Origin of the sequence: Xanthomonas fragariae, assembly GCF_017603965.1 — a bacterium.
Lineage (GTDB): Bacteria > Pseudomonadota > Gammaproteobacteria > Xanthomonadales > Xanthomonadaceae > Xanthomonas > Xanthomonas fragariae_A.
Genome location: NZ_CP071955.1, coordinates 373,308 through 393,037, shown reverse-complemented (window position 1 = coordinate 393,037; position 19,730 = coordinate 373,308). Strand labels below are relative to the sequence as shown.

Below are 19,730 nucleotides of genomic sequence, written 5' to 3'. Positions count from 1 at the left end.
CCGGCCGCTACTCAGGGCGGGGGGACGTCGAAGGAAGAGCAGAATTTACTCCATCGACAAAATATCCAGACACTTTTTCTGTAATAGCAAAAGTACAGTAAGTCTCCCTATAAAATCCATCCAACTCCATTCCGTTTGGATTTTTCCGCCTTTCACCAAGATCTTGTGAAAATTTAGAATTTAAGCCAATATTATTGATAATTGACTTACTTGGCGATGTTGGATGCCAAATACGCAAAGAAATTCTATAACTATCATCATTAGCGACCTCATGGAAGATAAGGTCCGTAGGGACCATGATTCTCACCAACTCCGCCAGGTCTACCTGTCCATACATCACCATTTGGCGCAATACCTGTCCAAGTCTTGGGGCCTGCACCAACGCCCTCATTAATTCAGGAATCAGCCTTCATGATATCTATCATAAAATTACTTGATTAGCCCTGATCCTCAGCTGGAGAAATTGCGAGCCCCTCGTAAGAATAGACACAATGAATGCTGGGAGCACATCATGGCTGCAAAAATTCGCATCGGCACTTCGTGCAGGCAGAGCTTGTGTCTGAAACGATGGGAGGCTACGAAAAATAGCACCCTACGCGGCCCAATGTCTAAAAACTGGCTGATATTCAGGGCTAATCGAAAAATCTGTAAAATTCACCTTTCACAGAAATCTACATTCCTTTTTACAGAACCATCGACAGATGAATCAGTGACGCACCATCGTCCAACTTTCTTTTTTAAATTTATTTTAACCGCGACGGAGTGACTTTCACTACATTCCGCAGATAGATGAAATTCGGCGTACCCGCTATCTCCGATAACTTTTATACGAACGGGAAATAGTTTAACACGCACAGAGGTAGCCCCTGCACTGCCACATATTTCCAAGGATTCATTTTTAACATAATTAATGGAAGTTTCTGCCGCCCTTCCATTAATTATTACAATCAAAACCCCCACGAAAAATATTATAATTAGCAAAACTAAGTAAATTATTTTTGTTTTTTTCTTCATAATTAACCTTCAATGTCTGTATGGGCGCCCGCCATGTAGAGTTAACTCGACGCCTACGGAAGCTTCTGCATTTATTCCCCCGCTATCTCCCAGAGAGGCAGATGGCTGAAAATCACCATATGGTGTCAATTTCGATTTGTCTGACGGAGTCCACTTCCCTCCTCCATATAGCTCAATTCCTGCTTGTATAAAGAGTGCATTAAAACTGACTTCACCGTACCCACCAAGGCCAAAGCCTCCATTGCTACAGGGATTTGATCCTGACGCATTTCCAAGAGGTTCAAATGAAATACCACCACCTATACCGAAACCGGCACGTATGCCAATAAAACCACCGGAATTTTCATCCTTACCAAAGAAAAGAGATCCTCCAAAAAAATCAAATATTGATATAGTCACTTTCCAGAGCCCTAATGGATCATTGTATTGCAGCGGGCCATCCTCGACATAAATATATCCGTTTACTCCTCCAACCAACCCAATAGGGTCCTCACTAATAAACCGGCCCCACTGCGGCCGATAATATCGCGCCCGATAGTAGTACAGGCCGCTCGCGTCCTTTTCCCGCCCAGTGTATTGGTACGGATTGGTATAAGCCGTACTGCTCTGCGTCGTCGTTCCATACGGATCATACTCATACCGCTGCACCACACCGCCTGCTGCATTCGTCAGCAAGCGCGTGCTGCCCAACTGATCGCTCAGGAAGTACGTCCTGCCACCTGTATCGTTACGTGCATAGCGCTGGTCGATGCCAAGACCGGTCAGGATCGGGTTCACCGTGCTGCCTTGTGTTTCCTGCACTACATCCTGGCCGTCATACAGATACTGCGTGCTTGTGCCGCCTTCCGTCTTGACCGTCCGCCGTCCCAGCGCGTCATAGCTGAAGCTGGCGATCGTTGTGCCGCCCTGCTGGATCTCGCTCAGCCGGTCGCGGTCGTCCCAGACATACTTGCGGCTGCCGTCGTTGAGCAGGTGGCCGCTTTGGTCATAGCTCAGCGCGACGTTGTTGGCTTTGGTCTGCCGGTTATTGTCGTCGAAGCTGTTGCCACTGCTCGCCGGTGGGAGGGACTGCGATGCATGCGTGCCGGTCTGCGCAACCAATTGGCCCACGGTGTTATAGCCATAACCCAGACTACCCAGCGCCGCCTGCCCGGCCTTGCCCCAGGCCAGGCCGGTGACCTGATTGGCGTTGTTGTAGGTGTAGGCCGTTTGCACGTGGTTGGGTAGGGTTTGGGTGATGCGTCGGTTGGCGGGGTCGTAGGCGAAGATGACCTTCTCGGGGCCTTGGGTGATGCCCGTCAGGCGGTCGGCGGTGTCGTAACCATAGACGACTGGCGCCTGGGTGGCCGCCTGCATCTTCGTGCGACGGCCCGCTGCATCGTAGCCGTAGGTAATCGTGCCTTGCGGGCTGTTGGCGGCCGTGACCTGATCGAAGCTGTCGTAGCTCCAGCCCAGCGTGCCGGACACGCTGTCGGCCAGCGCCACCATCCGGTTGCCGGCGTCGTAGCTGGCCGTCACGCTGCCGCCCATGCCTGGGAACGTGGTCGTGGTCGGCCGGCCCAAGGTGTCGTAAGCATAGGTGGTGACACGGTTGCGCCGGTCCGTGTAGTGGGTGACCCGGTCCATCTTGTCGTAGGTCCAGCGCTCCATCTGGCCCAGGGCGGTTGACAGATCACAGACCTCATATCGAAAAAATGACCTGTTACATTATTAGGACCCACCCTTTCGGCCAATCCCTCTAATAAAAACCGCAAGCCCGATACCTAGGAAAAAAGGCACAACAAACCACAAGGCGACTGGATATACTTCATTCATATCTTTCGCGAAGGATATAGGAACTAAACATACGCCGAACCAACAAAAAAAACCCATCAGCTGAAGAATCATAACTCCAACCATACCGAAGCGAGCGGAATTCAGCCTGATACGAACCGAATTTCCATTCAAAGCACCTAATGCTATTCGCGTGGGAAGCTCCAATATCCAGGGAGTAAACGCGCCAAAGTTAACCACAAAAATAATGACAGCCCACCTCAGCATTTACTTGCACCCACACTTAGAACCGGAATTACCGGGCTCCGGAATGTTGCCCCACATTCCACCACCAACGTTTCTTAGTAGACTACTTGCACCTGTATTAGCAGCAATATCCCCAGTTTCATTCATACTTTTTGCCACTCCAGCACCAAGCCAGGGCGATGCTTCATCCCACCTAATTCCAGAACGACTGAATGCACCACCGATTATTCCACCACCCGCGCCAGTAACGCCACTCCAGCCTAAGCCACCAGCAGTAATATCTTCATTATTTGACAGCTGAGTCAACCCATATTGCGCCATGTTAGAACTTGCACCGAGAGCTGCCGCCACCATACCACTAGCAGCAAAAGGCGCAAGTGCTCCTGCTACAGCACCAACACCTGTGGCGATAGCCGCATCACCCCAATCCACACAGTCTAAATTCCCCCCATTTTGAAGGAGCTGCATAGTCAAATTCGTGCCACCCCCAATTACTGCTCCGATGACGCCGGTAACAACGTTGACTAAAATTTTCCCGGTTGGATCTGAGTGCGATATCGGGTTGCCGCCGACATACGCATAACTATTCAGCCCAGCCGCCAACCCAATCGGATCCTCACTAATAAACCGCCCCCACTGCGGCCGATAATACCTCGCCCGGTAGTAATACAGGCCACTTGAATCTTTTTCCCTTCCTGTGTACTGATACGGGTTGGTATAAGCCGTACTGCTCTGCGTCGTCGCACCATACGGATCATATTCATACCGCTGCACCACACCGCCCGCTGCATTCGTCAGCAGGCGCGTGCTGCCCAACTGGTCGGTCAGGAAGTACGTCCTGCCACCCGTATCGTTACGCGCATAGCGTTGATCGATGCCAAGCCCGGTCAGGATCGGGTTCACCGTGCTGCCTTGCGTCTCTTGTACTACATCCTCGCCGTCATACAGATACTGCGTGCTCGTGCCTCCCTCGGTCTTGACCGTCCGCCGTCCCAGCGCGTCATAGCTGAAGCTGGCGATCGTCGTACCGCCCTGCTGGATCTCGCTCAACCGGTCGCGGTCGTCCCAGACATACTTGCGGCTGCCGTCGTTGAGCAGGTGGCCGCTTTCGTCATAGCTCAGCGCAACGTTGTTGGCCTTGGTCTGCCGGTTATTGTCGTCGAAGCTGTTATTTGCACTGGGCTGCGGCAGGGTCTGCGATGCATGCGTGCCGGTCTGCGCAACCAATTGGCCCACGGGGTTATAGCCATAACCCAAACTGCCCAGCGCCGCCTGCCCGGCCTTGCCCCAGGCCAGGCCGGTGACCTGATTGGCGTTGTTGTAGGTGTAGGCCGTTTGCACGTGGTTGGGCAAAGTTTGGGTGATGCGTCGGTTGGCGGGGTCGTAGGCGAAGATGACCTTCTCGGGGCCTTGGGTGATGCCCGTCAGGCGGTCGGCGGTGTCGTAACCATAGACGACTGGCGCCTGGGTGGCCGCCTGCATCTTCGTGCGACGGCCCGCTGCATCGTAGCCGTAGGTGATCGTGCCTTGCGGGCTGTTGGCGGCGGTGACCTGATCGAAGCTGTCGTAGCTCCAGCCCAGCGTGCCGGACACGCTGTCGGCCAGCGCCACCATCCGGTTGCCGGCGTCGTAGCTGGCCGTCACGCTGCCGCCCATCGCCGGAAACGTGGTCGTGGTCGGCCGGCCCAAGGTGTCGTAAGCATAGGTGGTGACACGGTTGCGCCGGTCCGTGTAGTGGGTGACCCGGTCCATCTTGTCGTAGGTCCAGCGCTCCACCTGGCCCAGGGCGTCGGTGCGGGTAAGGCGGCGGTCGCGCTTGTCGTAGCTATACGTGACGCCGTTGCCATGCGGCAACAGGATCGCCGCGACATTGCCGTTGGCATCAAACCCCGTCTGCACGGTATTGCCCAACGGGTCGATCGACTTTACCGCCCGACCCAGCACGTCGTACTCCATCCGCGCGAGGTTGCCCTGTACGTCCTGGGCGGCAATCATCCGCCCCAGCACGTCGTAGCGGAAATGCACAGTGCGGCCGAGCGGGTCGCTGATCTGGGTCAGGTCTTCGCCGGTCCACGTGAAGGTGGTGGTGTGATTCAAGGCATCGCTCAGTGTGAGGCGTTGCCCTGCGGCGTTGCAGGTGGCTGTGGTGACTTTGCCCATGGGGTCGGTCACCGAGGTCAGGCAGCGGGCCGTGTAACCAAAACGGGTCGTGCGGTCGAGCGGGTCGGTGATCGATGCAAGATCGCCATCGGCGGTGTAAACCAATGTGGTGGTGCGGGCCGCGCTGGTGCCTGCCATCGCCTTGATCTGCGTCTTGCGACCGCTGCCATCGTAGGCATATTCGGTACGCCGCCCAAGCGGATCGATTTGGGCAGTGATTTGCCCACCGGCACCGCGTTCGTAGCTGATGGTCTGGGCCAGCGGCGTGCCGTAGGCGGCAGTATCGGTCTTCGGATAATGGGTTGCTGGATCAAACACCACCCGTCGTTGGCTACCGTCCGGCCGGGTGATCAGCCGACCACGCGTGCCTGCCTCGTCATGTGCGTCATCAATGGTCAATACCCCACCATCTGCCTGGGTCTGTTTGACCACACGACCGCTCCAGGTGCCTGCCGCGTCTTCAAACTCATTGAACACCACGCGCTGATTTTTGCCGTCATAGATGGCTTGCAGCCGGACCTGGCCAGGAAGCGTCGCGTCCTGCTCGCGCACCTTGTAGGTGAAACTGCGCGTACTGCCATCTGGACGGGTCACCTTGCTGAGGTATCCGTCAGCGTTGTACGCGTAGGACCAGCTGCTGCCCAAGGGATCCTTGACGGTGCTGACCCGATTGCTGCTGTCGTAGCCGATTGCCAAATAACGGCCATTGGCCGACACGATCCGCGCCACCAGGCCGGCATCGTAAACATAATCGACCCGGTTACCAAACCGATCGGTCGTCCATTCGAGCTGGTTTGGAGAGTACTGGTTGAAATACATCTTGCTGCCATCGCGCAAGGCAAGCAGGTAACCGTGCCCCGATGGAGTGCCTTGCGTAATGGTGGCGCCCGCATATCCCGACAGAGAGCCGGACTGCGCCCATTGGCCGGTCAGTCCACTCCCCGATGTCCGGATGAACACGATCGGCGCACCGCTTGGCAGCACCAGCTGCAGCTGATTGTAGTCCGCTGCCGGCGCATACAAGGTGTAGCGGAAACCCGCTGCGGTGCCGATGCCAAAGTCGCGCTTTACAGTTTCGTGCGGCCGGTAGAAACGCGTGAGCGCGATCGGGGAAAGACCCCCAACCACCGCGTCGCTCTCTTCATAGGAAAACTCGCCCGTGAAAAGGTCGATCGGATCGCCTGCAGTCGCACCCGCGCCACCGGCATCGCAATTGCAACCGTCGCTCACTGGCGGCTTGTCAGGCTCGGGAGGCGGGGTGTTGCTATCGATGCTGTAACTTGCCCCCATGGCCTGATACAGGCCCACACCGGCCTCTGGCGCGATACGTGTGCCATCGGAGGTCACCCGTCCCTTGCCGTAAACACGCCAACCCTGCGCCGGTTCGTAGATCCAAAAGTTGGCTTGCGTTCCGGTCGGCAACTTGTCGTAGTTGGGATACAGCACCTTCACGCCCTGCGCGGCTTGCGGCGTCAAGCCCTGGATCAGCGCACCACCTGGCTCAAGCGTGAAATACATCGGGTAGTTGGCAGGCACCGGGAACGGGGCCCGATTGACGGGGGTGGGCACGATCGCCAATTCGTGGACCAGACGACCCTTGCGATCGCGGATCACGGTGCCGGCCGGAAGATGGATCTGCAATCCGGGAATATCCGGATGGGTGACCACCACGTCATGCTTCAATGGGGAGGCAAGGTGTGTCTTATCGCGTGCACTGATCTGCGGCACGTACATGGTGTAAGGCAAACGGGTGAGCTGGCCGACCTTCAGATCCACACCCACCACGAATTGGCCATACTCACGTCCGGCGATATTGGCGCACGTGCCATCGACATACAGCGCTTGGCGCCCTTGGGCGATACCCGTCAGCACAAAGCGTCCGGTCGGATCCGTACGGGTCTTGCTTGACCCGACACTGACCTCCACACCCGCAAGAGGCCGACCATTGACCAGCAGCACTTGGCCGCTGACGCTGGTCAGCCCACTGGCCATGGCGGCAACTTCGGGAGCACTGATGGGCAGGGTTTGTGGCTGAGAACCTTGGACCCGCCAGCGTCCATCCGTACTGTCCTGCCCTGGCCGCCAGGCGCCTTCGCTCAACGACGACGACAACTTGCAGGGCAACGGATGGTCAGTGCCGCACCCCAACAGGGCCGGGGCTTTGCCGATGGCTGCGCTAGCCGGCGCTGCGCCCTTGGCAGTGACCGGTGTCGCATCGGCAGCACTGGCAATCGCAGCGGTCTTGAACTCAACCACAGACAGCGGCACCGCTTTGCCATCCAGACCATGCAGTCCCTGCACCAGCACCGTGTAGCTGGTGTCCGGAAAGAGGGTTGCCTTGGGATGGATAAAAACGAGCCGGCCACCTTCGGCTGTGGACACGCGTGTTTCCACCAGGCCACCCGGCCCCATCAGCGACACCGTCGTGTCTTTGACGTCCGCACCTTGGACCGGGCGCGTAAAACGCAGCGCGATCCGCGTGTCCGGATCGGCCTGGGCTTGCCCACCTGCCGGAAGGGATGCAGCCAGCGCCGTGTCCGCCGCCGCTGCCCAGCGCGGCTGCGCTGGACTGAACCTCTGGCTTGCCGGGTCGAACAGCAGATCGGTACGCGACCCGGCACCCGTTCCCGTCCCACCAGACAAACGCACTTGCCCGTCGGCTTGCAGGGTGGCTGTTTGCCCGGTCCTGGCAGGCATGACCAACGTCACCACACGCTGGGTCTGGGGATTCCAGAGTTGCGCTTGACCCGCAGTTCCCTCACCGCCAGCCAGCAGCAACTGGCCATCGGTCAGAACCGTGGCGCTATGGTGCGCACGTGGATGCAGACCTGACAACGCAACCGGCTGCAACGTATCTTGTTCCGGGTCGATCAAGTATCCGCCAACGCGCAGGGCGCCTTGTGCACTGGCGCCACCCCAGACCAGCACCTGGCCATCGGCTAGCCGCGTCAGACTGGCCCCTAGGCGTTGCTCAGGAAGACGCCAGGAGCGAACGCGCAGTTGCCTGTCCTGTGGCGTCAACACGATGGATCTGCCCGACGCCTCCAGACGCAGCGTCTGATCGCCGCCAAGCACAATGCGTTGCGCCACTGCTGCATTGCCAGGAGCAGAGGCGCTCACATGCGTCGCAGCAGCGCTCGCCAAGCTCGGCGACTGCGCCCAACTGACCGAGCCCGTGCTCGACACAGCCGCCAGCATGCCCAGACTCGTGCTCCAGAGCCAATGCGTGCGTGTCTTGTTGCCAGATTCCATTTCGCCTTCCTTGAAGTCGCCTGGTAAAGTCATTTCGATAGGCCGAGCGTTAGTTGGCTGCTGAGAAACCTAACTGCCCTATGACAAGCGACCGGCCTCGACCGGTGAGAGGAGCAGGCAAGCTTGCGTTACGTCAACGCCGGCGACAGCAAGGCGGTGGTGGCCGCGCTCAAGCGCATCTATCAGTCAGCCACGGCGGAGGAAGCGGCGAGCGAACTGGATGCACTGGACGCGCAATGGGGCGGCAAATACCGTGCAGTAGTTCGTCTGTGGCGCGGCAATTGGGACACCATTATTCCGTTCTTCCAGTTTGTGCCGCAGATTCGCAAGGTGATCTACACCACCAACGCCATTGAATCGTTGAACATGGTGATGCGCAAGCTCACCGGCAACCGGCGCATTTTTCCCAACGACGATTCGGCGCTCAAATCGCTGTTTTTGTCCGTGCGCGAGGCATCCAAGAACTGGCGCTCGATCCATCACTGGAAACCCGCTCTGCAAAGCTTCGAGGTGATGTTTGGCGAGGACCGCGTGCCAATGGACGCGCTATGAAAACTGAGGTTACACAGTTTGTTTGACAGACCCCAGTTTGTTTGACACACCCTCATACCCGACAGGTTACATGAATTGCTTATTAGTATTAACAGTTCCTAGTAAAAAATTTACCTCAGTAGAGCACAAAAAAATTCTTCCGGAAGGAGCTAACAAAATCTCTAAAACTTGCACACCGTTGATTTCATTAATTGAAGCCTCGTAAATTCTAATTTCATTTTCCGGTTGGCTGATATCAAATTTCACTGAACTAATTCCACTCAATATCAGACACCCTGGTTCAGGGCCAGAGTATTCTGGAAGACCAATGAAATTTTCGTTTAAATCAGCAATAAATATTTTAAGGAACTTAAAGCTAGAACCCCATTCCATACGAATTATCTTGCAATCATGAAGGTCACCTTTATCAGCAAGAGTACGATTTATTTCACTTATATTTAATTTCATCAATAAACTCTTATGGGATAGGAATTAAATTTCTTGGAGGAAACGCACGAGACCCTTCTGACATAATCAAGTAAATAATTAGGGCTCCGCCAGTTAATCCTGTGATTTCACTCATTTCATCAATGAAATCCTTATCTTCTAAATTATCTTGATCTAATGTCGGGCATTCGTCACCTGGCGAGTAGTGCTTATCTCCTCCATTATGGTGCCAATGATCCTTACCTCTCCAACCTGGTTTACCAGCTCTTCCCCTATGAAAATCAAGAACATCAGTACCGTTAGTCCAGCGCTCGCCGTTCGGATCCCGATGAGAAGAATCTGGTTTATAGCCTGACGGAAGTCCAGAGGGATTCTCCGGAAGTTTGATCAAACCGAGGGGATCAGTGAAGGCGAGTGGGTTGCCTTCAACATACGCATAACTATTCAGCCCAGCCGCCAACCCAATCGGATCCTCACTAATAAACCGCCCCCACTGCGGCCGATAATACCTCGCCCGGTAGTAATACAGGCCACTTGAATCTTTTTCTCTCCCAGTGTACTGATACGGATTGGTGTAAGCCGTACTGCTCTGCGTCGTCGTTCCATACGGATCATATTCATACCGCTGCACCACACCGCCCGCTGCATTCGTCAGCAAGCGCGTGCTGCCCAACTGATCGCTCAGGAAGTACGTCCTGCCACCTGTATCGTTACGTGCATAGCGCTGGTCGATGCCCAGCCCGGTCAGGATCGGATTGACTGTGGTGCCCTGTGTTTCCTGCACGGCGTCTTGGCCGTCATACAGATACTGCGTACTTGTGCCGCCTTCCGTCTTGACCGTCCGCCGTCCCAGCGCGTCATAGCTGAAGCTGGCGATCGTCGTACCGCCCTGCTGGATCTCGCTCAGCCGGTCGCGGTCGTCCCAGATGTAGCTGCGGCTGCCGTCGTTGAGCAGGTGGCCGCTTTCGTCATAGCTCAGCGCAACGTTGTTGGCCTTGGTCTGCCGGTTATTGTCGTCGAAGCTGTTGCCACTGCTCGCCGGTGGGAGTGACTGCGATGCATGCGTGCCGGTCTGCGCAACCAGTTGGCCGACACTGTTATAGCCGTAGCCCAGACTACCCAGCGCCGCCTGCCCGGCCTTGCCCCAGGCCAGGCCGGTGACCTGATTGGCGTTGTTGTAGGTGTAGGCCGTTTGCACGTGGTTGGGCAGGGTTTGGGTGATGCGTCGGTTGGCGGGGTCGTAGGCGAAGATGACCTTCTCGGGGCCTTGGGTGATGCCCGTCAGGCGGTCGGCGGGGTCGTAACCATAGACGACTGGCGCCTGGGTGGCCGCCTGCATCTTCGTGCGACGGCCCGCTGCATCGTAGCCGTAGGTGATCGTGCCTTGCGGGCTGTTGGCGGCGGTGACCTGATCGAAGCTGTCGTAGCTCCAGCCCAGCGTGCCGGACACGCTGTCGGCCAGCGCCACCATCCGGTTGCCGGCGTCGTAGCTGGCCGTCACGCTGCCGCCCATGCCTGGGAACGTGGTCGTGGTCGGCCGGCCCAAGGTGTCGTAAGCATAGGTGGTGACACGGTTGCGCCGGTCCGTGTAGTGGGTGACCCGGTCCATCTTGTCGTAGGTCCAGCGCTCCACCTGGCCCAGGGCGTCGGTGCGGGTAAGGCGGCGGTCGCGGTTGTCGTAGCTATACGTGACGCCGTTGCCATGCGGCAACAGGATCGCCGCGACATTGCCGTTGGCATCAAACCCCGTCTGCACGGTATTGCCCAACGGATCGATCGACTTCACCACCCGACCCAGCACGTCGTACTCCATGCGCGCGAGGTTGCCCTGCACGTCCTGGGCGGCAATCATCCGCCCCAGCACGTCGTAGCGGAAATGCACAGTGCGGCCGAGCGGGTCGCTGATCTGGGTCAGGTCTTCGCCGGTCCACGTGAAGGTGGTGGTGTGATTCAAGGCATCGCTCAGTGTGAGGCGTTGCCCTGCGGCGTTGCAGGTGGCTGTGGTGACTTTGCCCATGGGGTCGGTCACCGAGGTCAGGCAGCGGGCCGTGTAACCAAAACGGGTCGTGCGGTCGAGCGGGTCGGTGATCGATGCAAGATCGCCATCGGCGGTGTAAACCAATGTGGTGGTGCGGGCCGCGCTGGTGCCTGCCATCGCCTTGATCTGCGTCTTGCGACCGCTGCCATCGTAGGCATATTCGGTACGCCGCCCAAGCGGATCGATTTGGGCAGTGATTTGCCCACCGGCACCGCGTTCGTAGCTGATGGTCTGGGCCAGCGGCGTGCCGTAGGCGGCAGTATCGGTCTTCGGATAATGGGTTGCTGGATCAAACACCACCCGTCGTTGGCTACCGTCCGGCCGGGTGATCAGCCGACCACGCGTGCCTGCCTCGTCATGTGCGTCATCAATGGTCAATACCCCACCATCTGCCTGGGTCTGTTTGACCACACGACCGCTCCAGGTGCCTGCCGCGTCTTCAAACTCATTGAACACCACGCGCTGATTTTTGCCGTCATAGATGGCTTGCAGCCGGACCTGGCCAGGAAGCGTCGCGTCCTGCTCGCGCACCTTGTAGGTGAAACTGCGCGTACTGCCATCTGGACGGGTCACCTTGCTGAGGTATCCGTCAGCGTTGTACGCGTAGGACCAGCTGCTGCCCAAGGGATCCTTGACGGTGCTGACCCGATTGCTGCTGTCGTAGCCGATTGCCAAATAACGGCCATTGGCCGACACGATCCGCGCCACCAGGCCGGCATCGTAAACATAATCGACCCGGTTACCAAACCGATCGGTCGTCCATTCGAGCTGGTTTGGAGAGTACTGGTTGAAATACATCTTGCTGCCATCGCGCAAGGCAAGCAGGTAACCGTGCCCCGATGGAGTGCCTTGCGTAATGGTGGCGCCCGCATATCCCGACAGAGAGCCGGACTGCGCCCATTGGCCGGTCAGTCCACTCCCCGATGTCCGGATGAACACGATCGGCGCACCGCTTGGCAGCACCAGCTGCAGCTGATTGTAGTCCGCTGCCGGCGCATACAAGGTGTAGCGGAAACCCGCTGCGGTGCCGATGCCAAAGTCGCGCTTTACAGTTTCGTGCGGCCGGTAGAAACGCGTGAGCGCGATCGGGGAAAGACCCCCAACCACCGCGTCGCTCTCTTCATAGGAAAACTCGCCCGTGAAAAGGTCGATCGGATCGCCTGCAGTCGCACCCGCGCCACCGGCATCGCAATTGCAACCGTCGCTCACTGGCGGCTTGTCAGGCTCGGGAGGCGGGGTGTTGCTATCGATGCTGTAACTTGCCCCCATGGCCTGATACAGGCCCACACCGGCCTCTGGCGCGATACGTGTGCCATCGGAGGTCACCCGTCCCTTGCCGTAAACACGCCAACCCTGCGCCGGTTCGTAGATCCAAAAGTTGGCTTGCGTTCCGGTCGGCAACTTGTCGTAGTTGGGATACAGCACCTTCACGCCCTGCGCGGCTTGCGGCGTCAAGCCCTGGATCAGCGCACCACCTGGCTCAAGCGTGAAATACATCGGGTAGTTGGCAGGCACCGGGAACGGGGCCCGATTGACGGGGGTGGGCACGATCGCCAATTCGTGGACCAGACGACCCTTGCGATCGCGGATCACGGTGCCGGCCGGAAGATGGATCTGCAATCCGGGAATATCCGGATGGGTGACCACCACGTCATGCTTCAATGGGGAGGCAAGGTGTGTCTTATCGCGTGCACTGATCTGCGGCACGTACATGGTGTAAGGCAAACGGGTGAGCTGGCCGACCTTCAGATCCACACCCACCACGAATTGGCCATACTCACGTCCGGCGATATTGGCGCACGTGCCATCGACATACAGCGCTTGGCGCCCTTGGGCGATACCCGTCAGCACAAAGCGTCCGGTCGGATCCGTACGGGTCTTGCTTGACCCGACACTGACCTCCACACCCGCAAGAGGCCGACCATTGACCAGCAGCACTTGGCCGCTGACGCTGGTCAGCCCACTGGCCATGGCGGCAACTTCGGGAGCACTGATGGGCAGGGCTTCAGGCTGAGAACCTTCGACCCGCCAGCGTCCATCCGTACTGTCCTGCCCTGGCCGCCAGGCGCCTTCGCTCAACGACGACGACAACTTGCAGGGGAACGGATGGTCAGTGCCGCACCCCAACAGGGCCGGGGCTTTGCCGATGGCTGCGCTAGCCGGCGCTGCGCCCTTGGCAGTGGCCGGTGTCGCATCGGCAGCACTGGCAATCGCAGCGGTCTTGAACTCAACCACAGACAGCGGCACCGCTTTGCCATCCAGACCATGCAGTCCCTGCACCAGCACCGTGTAGCTGGTGTCCGGAAAGAGGGTTGCCTTGGGATGGATAAAAACGAGCCGGCCACCTTCGGCTGTGGACACGCGTGTTTCCACCAGGCCACCCGGCCCCATCAGCGACACCGTCGTGTCTTTGACGTCCGCGCCTTGGACCGGGCGCGTAAAACGCAGCGCGATACGCGTGTCCGGATCGGCCTGGGCTTGCCCACCTGCCGGAAGGGATGCAGCCAGCGCCGTGTCCGCCGCCGCTGCCCAGCGCGGCTGCGCTGGACTGAACCTCTGGCTTGCCGGGTCGAACAGCAGATCGGTACGCGACCCGGCACCCGTTCCCGTCCCACCAGACAAACGCACTTGCCCGTCGGCTTGCAGGGTGGCTGCGTGCCCGGTCCTGGCAGGCATGACCAACGTCACCACACGCTGGGTCTGGGGATTCCAGAGTTGCGCTTGACCCGCAGTCCCCTCACCGCCGGCCAGCAGCAACTGGCCATCGGTCAGAACCGTGGCGCTATGGTGCGCACGTGGATGCAGACCTGACAACGCAACCGGCTGCAACGTATCTTGTTCCGGGTCGATCAAATATCCGCCAACGCGCAGGGCGCCTTGTGCACTGGCGCCACCCCAGACCAGCACCTGGCCATCGGCTAGCCGCGTCAGACTGGCGCCTAGGCGTTGCTCAGGAAGACGCCAGGAGCGAACACGCAGTTGCCTGTCCTGTGGCGTCAACACGATGGACCTGCCCGACGCCTCCAGACGCAGCGTCTGATCGCCGCCAAGCACAATGCGTTGCGCCACTGCTGCATTGCCAGGAGCAGATGCGCTCACATGCGTCGCAGCAGCGCTCGCCAAGCTCGGCGACTGCGCCCAACTGACCGAGCCAGTGCTCGACACAGCCGCCAGCATGCCCAGACTCGTGCTCCAGAGCCAATGCGTGCGTGTCTTGTTGCCAGATTCCATTTCGCCTTCCTTGAAGTCGCCTGGTAAAGTCATTTCGATAGGCCGAGCGTTAGTTGCGCACTGAGCGTCTCGCCGTAGTAAGGGTCGACAAACACTGTGTACGTCCCCGTCGTCGGCAGGTTAGGCAAATTCAACGTTGCCGCCGAGTCGGTGGTAAATGAATTCAATACCGAGCCATCAGGTTTGTAGACCGTGTAATAAACCGTCTGACCCTTCGGCACAATCGTCTGGCCCGCCACCTGCAACGCTACCGTCCGACCAGCCGTGCCCGTAAAGCTCAACCGGCCATTCTGGCCACGGCGGCCCAACGTCAACGTCTGCACCTTGTCTACTGCAAGCACTCCGGTTACATCCGTCGACAACGTGCTCTTGAAGCGCATCGTCCGGTCGCCATCAGAAGGCGGGGTTATCACGACGCTGTAGGTGCCAGCCTCCAGGTTGATCAAGTTCGTTTGGCAACCGTTGTCGGCGGCATAGCACACCTGACCTGCGACAGTGCTACCGTCCGGCTTGTAGACCGTCAAATAGGCATAGCTCGTCGCGTTCGGTGTCACCAGATCGCTCAGACCCAAGCCCAGGTTCTGGCCAGCCGTGGCGGTAAAGGTCAAATAGACATTCTGACCAGGCACCGTTGTGGCGAAACTGCCACTGGCGCCATTAGCCACTTGCCCACCAGTAACGCCAGTGGACAACAGCAGCTGCGCACTGAGCGTCTCGCCGTAGTAAGGGTCGACAAACACTGTGTACGTCCCCGTCGCCGGCAGGTTAGGCAAATTCAACGTTGCCGCCGAGTCGGTGGTAAATGAACCCAATACCGAGCCATCAGGTTTGTAGACCGTGTAATAAACCGTCTGACCCTTCGGCACAATCGTCTGGCCCGCCACCTGCAACGCTACCGTCCGACCAGCCGTGCCCGTAAAGCTCAACCGGCCATTCTGGCCACGGCGGCCCAACGTCAACGTCTGCACCTTGTCTGCTGCAAGCACCCCGGTCACATCCGTCGACAACGTGCTCCTGAAGCGCATCGTCCGGTCGCCATCAGAAGGCGGGGTCATCACGACGCTGTAGGTGCCAGCCTCCAGGTTGATCAAGTTCGTTTGGCAACCGTTGTCGGCGGCATAGCACACCCGACCTGCAACAGTGCTACCGTCCGGCTTGTAGACCGTCAAATAGGCATAGCTCGTCGCGTTCGGTGTCACCAGATCGCTCAGACCCAAGCCCAGGTTCTGGCCAGCCGTGGCGGTAAAGGTCAAATAGACATTCTGACCAGGCACCGTTGTGGCGAAACTGCCACTGGCACCATTGGTCACTTGCCCGCCAGTAACGCCAGTGGACAACAGCAGCTGCGCACTGAGCGTCTCGCCGTAGTAAGGGTCGACAAACACTGTGTACGTCCCCGTCGCCGGCAGGTTAGGCAAATTCAACGTTGCCGCCGAGTCGGTGGTAAATGAACCCAATACCGAGCCATCAGGTTTGTAGACCGTGTAATAAACCGTCTGACCCTTCGGCACAATCGTCTGGCCCGCCACCTGCAACGCTACCGTCCGACCAGCCGTGCCCGTAAAGCTCAACCGGCCATTCTGGCCACGGCGGCCCAACGTCAACGTCTGCACCTTGTCTGCTGCAAGCACCCCGGTCACATCCGTCGACAACGTGCTCCTGAAGCGCATCGTCCGGTCGCCATCAGAAGGCGGGGTCATCACGACGCTGTAGGTGCCAGCCTCCAGGTTGATCAAGTTCGTTTGGCAACCGTTGTCGGCGGCATAGCACACCCGACCTGCAACAGTGCTACCGTCCGGCTTGTAGACCGTCAAATAGGCATAGCTCGTCGCGTTCGGTGTCACCAGATCGCTCAGACCCAAGCCCAGGTTCTGGCCAGCCGTGGCGGTAAAGGTCAAATAGACATTCTGACCAGGCACCGTTGTGGCGAAACTGCCACTGGCACCATTGGTCACTTGCCCGCCAGTAACGCCAGTGGACAACAGCAGCTGCGCACTGAGCGTCTCGCCGTAGTAAGGGTCGACAAACACTGTGTACGTCCCCGTCGCCGGCAGGTTAGGCAAATTCAACGTTGCCGCCGAGTCGGTGGTAAATGAACCCAATACCGAGCCATCAGGTTTGTAGACCGTGTAATAAACCGTCTGACCCTTCGGCACAATCGTCTGGCCCGCCACCTGCAACGCTACCGTCCGACCAGCCGTGCCCGTAAAGCTCAACCGGCCATTCTGGCCACGGCGGCCCAACGTCAACGTCTGCACCTTGTCTGCTGCAAGCACCCCGGTCACATCCGTCGACAACGTGCTCCTGAAGCGCATCGTCCGGTCGCCATCAGAAGGCGGGGTCATCACGACGCTGTAGGTGCCAGCCTCCAGGTTGATCAAGTTCGTTTGGCAACCGTTGTCGGCGGCATAGCACACCCGACCTGCAACAGTGCTACCGTCCGGCTTGTAGACCGTCAAATAGGCATAGCTCGTCGCGTTCGGTGTCACCAGATCGCTCAGACCCAAGCCCAGGTTCTGGCCAGCCGTGGCGGTAAAGGTCAAATAGACATTCTGACCAGGCACCGTTGTAGCGAAACTGCCACTGGCACCATTGGTCACTTGCCCGCCAGTAACGCCAGTGGACAACAGCAGCTGCGCACTGAGCGTCTCGCCGTAGTAAGGGTCGACAAACACTGTGTACGTCCCCGTCGCCGGCAGGTTAGGCAAATTCAACGTTGCCGCCGAGTCGGTGGTAAATGAATTCAATACCGAGCCATCAGGTTTGTAGACCGTGTAATAAACCGTCTGACCCTTCGGCACAATCGTCTGGCCCGCCACCTGCAACGCTACCGTCCGACCAGCCGTGCCCGCAAAGCTCAACCGGCCATTCTGGCCACGGCGGCCCAACGTCAACGTCTGCACCTTGTCTGCTGCAAGCACCCCGGTCACATCCGTCGACAACGTGCTCTTGAAGCGCATCGTCCGGTCGCCATCAGAAGGCGGGGTCATCACGACGCTGTAGGTGCCAGCCTCCAGGTTGATCAAGTTGGTCTGGCAGCCGCTATTGCTGGCGTAGCAGTATTGACTGCCTAAAGCACTGCCATCCGGCTTGTAGACCGTCAGATACACATAGCTCGTGGCATTCGGTGTCACCAGATCGCTCAGACCCAAGCCTAGGTTCTGGCCAGCCGTGGCGGTAAAGGTCAAATAGACATTCTGACCAGGCACCGTTGTAGCGAAACTGCCACTGGCACCATTGGTCACTTGCCCGCCGGCAGTGCCACTAGACAACGTCAGCTGCGCACTGAGCGTCTCGCCGTAGTACGGGTCGACAAACACTGTGTACGTCCCCGTCGCCGGCAGGTTAGGCAAATTCAACGTTGCCGCCGAGTCGGTGGTAAATGAACCCAACACCGAGCCATCAGGTTTGTAGACCGTGTAATAAACCGTCCGACCCTTCGGCACAATCGTCTGGCCCGCCACCTGCAACGCTACCGTCCGACCAGCCGTGCCCGCAAAGCTCAACCGGCCATTCTGGCCACGCCGACCCAACGTCAACGTCTGCACCTTGTCTGCTGCAAGCACTCCGGTTACATCCGTCGACAACGTGCTCCTGAAGCGCATCGTCCGGTCGCCATCAGAAGGCGGGATCATCACGACGCTGTAGGTGCCAGCCTCCAGGTTGATCAAGTTGGTCTGGCAGCCGCTATTGCTGGCGTAGCAGTATTGACTGCCTAAAGCACTGCCATCCGGCTTGTAGACCATCAGATACACATAGCTCGTGGCATTCGGTGTCACCAGATCGCTCAGACCCAAGCCCAGGTTCTGGCCAGCCGTGGCGGTAAACAAAATCCTATTGCTCTGTGCCCCGGCAGAGAGCGCTTGCGATAACGCTAAGCCGTTGACGGCCAGTAGCGGCGATTTTTCCACAGCCAGTTTCCAACTGGCAGGAGCGCTGGAAGGGCGTAATAGCAGCAAATAGGTTCCGCTAACCGAAATCCTCGGCAGGTGGACGGTTGGACTTGTTGCTGAAACCGAACCGGAAACAATGTTGGCGTTCGTTGGATCATACGCGGTGTAGTCGACAGTCACTGCCCCCAGGCTGCTGAACTGCAGACTTGGAAAATCGCCCACGGCGGCGTCATATAAGACAGCAATGGCCTTGCCTGTCGTATCAACCGCCAAGGTTTGCGCGGCAGCATTGAGCGTTAGCCGCTTCGCGGACTCGATATTCGTGGTTTCAACATTTGCGGGGGCTACTACCACATCCTGACTGGTGGTGGCCGAGCCGTACGGCGTAATAACCGTGACCTTGCCGCTGCCCACCTTGGCCGGAACGGGAAACACGATTTGCGTATTTGACGAACTTGACGTGGAGACCGCCCGCCCGTTGAGAAACGTTGATGTCTGTCCTGCGACAGGCAATAACTGTTTACCCGCAATCGTAACCTGCTCGCCAACCGCTACCAGCGTGGGAGTGACGGATGTGATCGTCGGAACCGCCGCAGCGGCATCCACGACAAAATCGAGTGGACTTACGGCGACCGCTTTGCCAACCGTAACTGAAATGGGGCCTGTGGTGGCACCAGCGGGAACAGTGGCTGTTATTTCGTTGACGGTCGCAGCTACAGTCGTTGCCACCACACCATTGAACTTAACCACATTTTGTGTGGCGGTCGTACCAAAGCCCTGGCCCTTGATCACGACGGCCGTGCCTGGAGCGCCGCGTCCCGGGCTGAAGGTAAAAATTGCCAACTGATCTGCAGCGAATCGATCTATGGTGAGCAGATTGCCTATGCTGTCGTAGATATATCGAGCACTAGCCCCGGCATCGTCACTGACCGCAACCAATTTGCCGCTTCCGTCATAGACATAGGTGGCGGCCGAGGACGCCATGGACAGAAGCATCAATAACGCTAGCAGGAGTACTTTGCCTGCGCGCCAGAAGCCAAGTGGTGCCCTCATAGACTGACGCACGTCCGTTGCTTGCTTACAATGCGAGGTCAATCGCCCATCCATGAGGCTTCCTTTGATCCGTCGAGCGGTTAACTCGAGGC

At 58.3% G+C, this 19,730-nt stretch carries 7 protein-coding genes and 1 pseudogene; 1 reads left to right on the top strand and 7 read right to left on the bottom strand.

Features of this window, described 5'->3' with window-relative positions; all coding sequences use genetic code 11:
- Window positions 1-7: 7 nt before the first annotated feature.
- The 4 genes from J5I97_RS01740 to J5I97_RS01725 all read right to left on the bottom strand — a co-directional run bounded on the left by J5I97_RS01740 (window position 8) and on the right by J5I97_RS01725 (window position 8,478).
- Window positions 8-379: a hypothetical protein gene (locus tag J5I97_RS01740; protein ID WP_208588637.1), complete on the bottom strand. Its 372-nt coding sequence runs from the start codon at window positions 377-379 to the stop codon at window positions 8-10.
- A gap of 275 nt (window positions 380-654) precedes the next feature.
- Window positions 655-1,014 (bottom strand): hypothetical protein, encoded by a 360-nt coding sequence (locus J5I97_RS01735; protein ID WP_208588636.1) that lies wholly within the window; start codon window positions 1,012-1,014, stop codon window positions 655-657.
- A 9-nt stretch (window positions 1,015-1,023) separates the two neighbouring features.
- Window positions 1,024-2,640, bottom strand: a complete 1,617-nt coding sequence (locus J5I97_RS01730) for an RHS repeat domain-containing protein (protein ID WP_244241848.1) — start codon at window positions 2,638-2,640, stop codon at window positions 1,024-1,026.
- Window positions 2,641-3,054: 414 nt separating this feature from the next.
- Window positions 3,055-8,478, bottom strand: coding sequence for an RHS repeat-associated core domain-containing protein (locus J5I97_RS01725; protein ID WP_238135611.1), 5,424 nt, complete (start codon window positions 8,476-8,478; stop codon window positions 3,055-3,057).
- 81 nt (window positions 8,479-8,559) lie between these two features.
- Between J5I97_RS01725 and J5I97_RS01720 the strand changes: the two are divergent.
- A pseudogene (locus tag J5I97_RS01720) lies at window positions 8,560-8,997 on the top strand (transposase); the annotation flags it as partial.
- Between the two features lie 66 nt (window positions 8,998-9,063).
- Here J5I97_RS01720 and J5I97_RS01715 read toward each other — a convergent pair.
- The 3 genes from J5I97_RS01715 to J5I97_RS01705 are packed head-to-tail and all read right to left on the bottom strand — an operon-like array spanning window position 9,064 to window position 19,569.
- Complete coding sequence (locus J5I97_RS01715) at window positions 9,064-9,444, bottom strand: hypothetical protein (protein ID WP_208588635.1); 381 nt, start codon at window positions 9,442-9,444, stop codon at window positions 9,064-9,066.
- Window positions 9,445-9,454: 10 nt separating this feature from the next.
- Window positions 9,455-14,725, bottom strand: coding sequence for an RHS repeat-associated core domain-containing protein (locus J5I97_RS01710; RefSeq protein WP_238135610.1), 5,271 nt, complete (start codon window positions 14,723-14,725; stop codon window positions 9,455-9,457).
- Window positions 14,722-19,569, bottom strand: coding sequence for a beta strand repeat-containing protein (locus J5I97_RS01705; RefSeq protein ID WP_208588634.1), 4,848 nt, complete (start codon window positions 19,567-19,569; stop codon window positions 14,722-14,724). The genes J5I97_RS01710 and J5I97_RS01705 overlap by 4 nt, the downstream gene beginning before the upstream one ends.
- Between the last annotated feature and the right edge of the window lie 161 nt (window positions 19,570-19,730).

Excerpts from the sequence above, each read along its gene's own strand:
- J5I97_RS01725 (WP_238135611.1), bottom strand. The coding sequence starts at position 8,478 with ATGACTTTACCAGGCGACTTCAAGGAAGGCGAAATGGAATCTGGCAAC.
- J5I97_RS01710 (WP_238135610.1), bottom strand. The coding sequence starts at position 14,725 with ATGACTTTACCAGGCGACTTCAAGGAAGGCGAAATGGAATCTGGCAAC.
- J5I97_RS01715 (WP_208588635.1), bottom strand. The coding sequence starts at position 9,444 with ATGAAATTAAATATAAGTGAAATAAATCGTACTCTTGCTGATAAAGGT.
- J5I97_RS01730 (WP_244241848.1), bottom strand. The coding sequence starts at position 2,640 with ATGGACCGGGTCACCCACTACACGGACCGGCGCAACCGTGTCACCACC.
- J5I97_RS01705 (WP_208588634.1), bottom strand. The coding sequence starts at position 19,569 with ATGGCGTCCTCGGCCGCCACCTATGTCTATGACGGAAGCGGCAAATTG.
- J5I97_RS01735 (WP_208588636.1), bottom strand. The coding sequence starts at position 1,014 with ATGAAGAAAAAAACAAAAATAATTTACTTAGTTTTGCTAATTATAATA.